This window comes from Methanobrevibacter sp. (assembly GCF_017447225.1).
GTDB lineage: Archaea > Methanobacteriota > Methanobacteria > Methanobacteriales > Methanobacteriaceae > Methanocatella.
This window is the reverse complement of record NZ_JAFSNZ010000016.1, coordinates 1-2,866: the sequence shown is the minus strand read 5'-3', so window position 1 is coordinate 2,866 and position 2,866 is coordinate 1. Positions and strand designations below refer to the sequence as shown.

General features: G+C 33.5%; 2 protein-coding genes. Both read left to right on the top strand.

What is annotated here, in order from left to right; genetic code table 11:
* Positions 1-457 precede the first annotated feature (457 nt).
* Positions 458-2,026 carry an Ig-like domain repeat protein gene (locus IJQ68_RS01350; RefSeq protein WP_292795970.1) on the top strand — a complete coding sequence of 523 codons (1,569 nt, stop codon included), beginning with the start codon at positions 458-460 and terminating at the stop codon, positions 2,024-2,026.
* Positions 2,027-2,031: 5 nt separating this feature from the next.
* Positions 2,032-2,712 (top strand): transglutaminase family protein, encoded by a 681-nt coding sequence (locus IJQ68_RS01345; RefSeq protein WP_292795967.1) that lies wholly within the window; start codon positions 2,032-2,034, stop codon positions 2,710-2,712.
* Positions 2,713-2,866: the final 154 nt, after the last annotated feature.

Here is a 2,866-nt window from a genome sequence, read left to right as displayed (position 1 = left end):
TAATCTAACACACATATTTTTTTTAGGGAACAAAAAAATTCCCTAAAAAATTAATACAATAAATATATAATTAAAATAAAATATATAAATAAAATCAAAGAGAGCATCTGAACACTATTCGTTCGACAGAAAAAAAATAAAAATGGTAAAAACTTTTAGTAATATACTATAATATGTATCATGAGGTGAAAAGATTTCTAACATAAAAAGAGCAGTGTTGCTGTCTATTGTTTGCATATTGTTGCTTTTGATAGGTTCAGTTTCAGCAGCTGATATAAATAATATAGACAATGACTCAATTTTATCAAGCAACTCATAATATTCAATTGATTCCGTTTCAATAGCTTATGATGGACAATATTATTCTTCAGATGAGGCTAATGGATCCGGATTAATTCAAACTGCATTGTCCGGCAACGACACTCAGTCATATTATCGGAATGGAACTTCTTTTAAAGTGGTGTTATCAGATAACGACGGTTCTTTATTGGCCAATCAGAATATAATTTTTACAATTAATGATATCAACTACACTAGAGTTACAGATAATGATGGTGTTGCATCAATCGCAATCAATTTGCAGCCGGGAATCTATAACATCTCTTCTTTTTATGCTGGAAATGATAAATATGCCTCTTTTTCAACCACAAATACTGTAAAAGTATTATCCACAATCAGCGGAAATGATATTGGGAAGTTTTACCGAAATGATACTCAATATTATGCCACTTTCGTTGACGGTAAAGGCAATCCTTTAACTGATACGACGGTCACTTTCAATATTAACGGTGTTTTCTATCAAAGAAAAACCAATGAAAATGGTATTGCAAGGCTAAATATTAATTTAAATCCTGGAGAATATATATTAACGGCCACAAATCCTGAAAACGGTGAAATGTATTCCAATGTTGTTACTGTATTTTCAACAATCTTTGCTTTCGATATTGTAAAATATTATAAAAATGACACTCAATATTATGTTAGTGTATTAGATGCAGAGGGCAGGCCTTTGGCTAATCAGGAAGTGACATTTAATATCAATGGGGTTTTCTATACTCGCAGTACTAATGAAAACGGTACTGCAAGGCTAAACATTAATTTAAGTCCTGGAGAATATATTATCACTGCCATTAATTCCGTTAATAACGAATTGCATTCAAACACAGTTAAAGTATTACCGACCATTTCTGCAGATAACCTAATTATGAAGTATAGAAACGGCAGCAGATTTTCTGCAAATGTCCTTGATGATATGGGCAATCCTTTAGCCGGCAGTGATGTTACATTCAACATTAACGGGGTTTTCTACACCCGTGGCACTGATAGCGAAGGTAATGCTTATCTAAACATCAATCTAAATGTCGGCGAATATATAATAACATCAATAAATTATAAAGGACTGGCTGTTTCAAATAAGATTATTATAGAAAAAGGCAATTCTGCCATTATAGATTCAAATATTCATATAATCACTGGTTTTGATAGGGATTACCGTGTTGTTTTGACAGGAGTGAATAATAAGACGATTCCTTATGCTACAATCAATTTCAAATATAACGGCAATTCTATAACTGCTGTTACGGATGAGAACGGTGAAGCGTCAATTCTTATTTCAAATCCTCGTGAAGGCAAATATCTGATTGAATATGAATTTGAAGGCAATATGAATTATTATCCTTACAAATCATCCAATACAGTGACAGTTGAAAATTCAACTACAGTGTTAACCGGAAAAGATTTGAAAATGCTTTACAATGACGGGTCATCATTTAAGGCTACCTTAACAGATTCAAGTTTGGCTCCTATGGCAAATGAAACGGTATCATTCAATATCTGCGGCAAATCATATAACATAATCACAGATGAAAATGGGGTTGCTAAACTAAACATAAACTTAATTCCGGGCACTTATGAAATCACATACAGCTATGCCAATCAGGATGATGTATGTTATAATGAAGGGTCAAACGCCATTGTGATTTCAAAGCTTCCTGCTTATCTGACCATACCAGATATTATTCAGTAACCCTATTGAATGCTTATAGAAACCCGATTGCAAATGCAGATATTGAATTTTCATATGATGGAGTGTCTAAACATGCAAGTACTAATGCTCAGGGAGTTGCAACAATTGACATTGGAGGTTTATCCAAAGGAGATTATTTAGTGGTTTATAAATATGCTGCAGGAGATAATGCCGGACAATCAAATATTCGCGTTACACAAAGCGTATTGAATGTTAAGAACACTATTTCTAATTTAAGTCCGTATTTGTCATCCTCAAGCAACTGTCCGGTTTCAAATGCAGAGATTGTTGCCCTTGCAAGGCAGTTAACTGATGGACTTACCCATCCATTGGATAAGGCTATGGCATTATTCAGCTATGTAAGGGATGAAATACCATATAGTTACTATTATAATACTTATTATGGAGCTTTAGGAACATTACATGCTAAAAAAGGTAATTGTGTTGACCAGTCTCATTTGCTGGTTGCTTTGTATAGGGCTAGCGGGCTTCCTGCCAGATACGTGCATGGAACATGTGTATTCAGTGATGGTGATACTGATGGTCACGTTTGGGTACAGGTATTGCTTGGAGACACCTGGCTTGTCAGTGATCCGATAAATAAGAGAAACTCGGTAGGTGAAGTTGTTAATTGGAACAATAATAATTACAGGCTTAAAGGATATTATTCCAGCATGCCTTTCTAATTGACTTTTTCAAAATTGTTCTATGTTGAAGAAAATTGAATGAGTGATTTTTTGGAATTTCTCTTGGTAAAAATTGTCTTCAATCATCAATTTTTTAATATTTTACATTTCTTGTAAAGAAGGCTTGTTTTTTCCAATTAACGCTTTATATTGT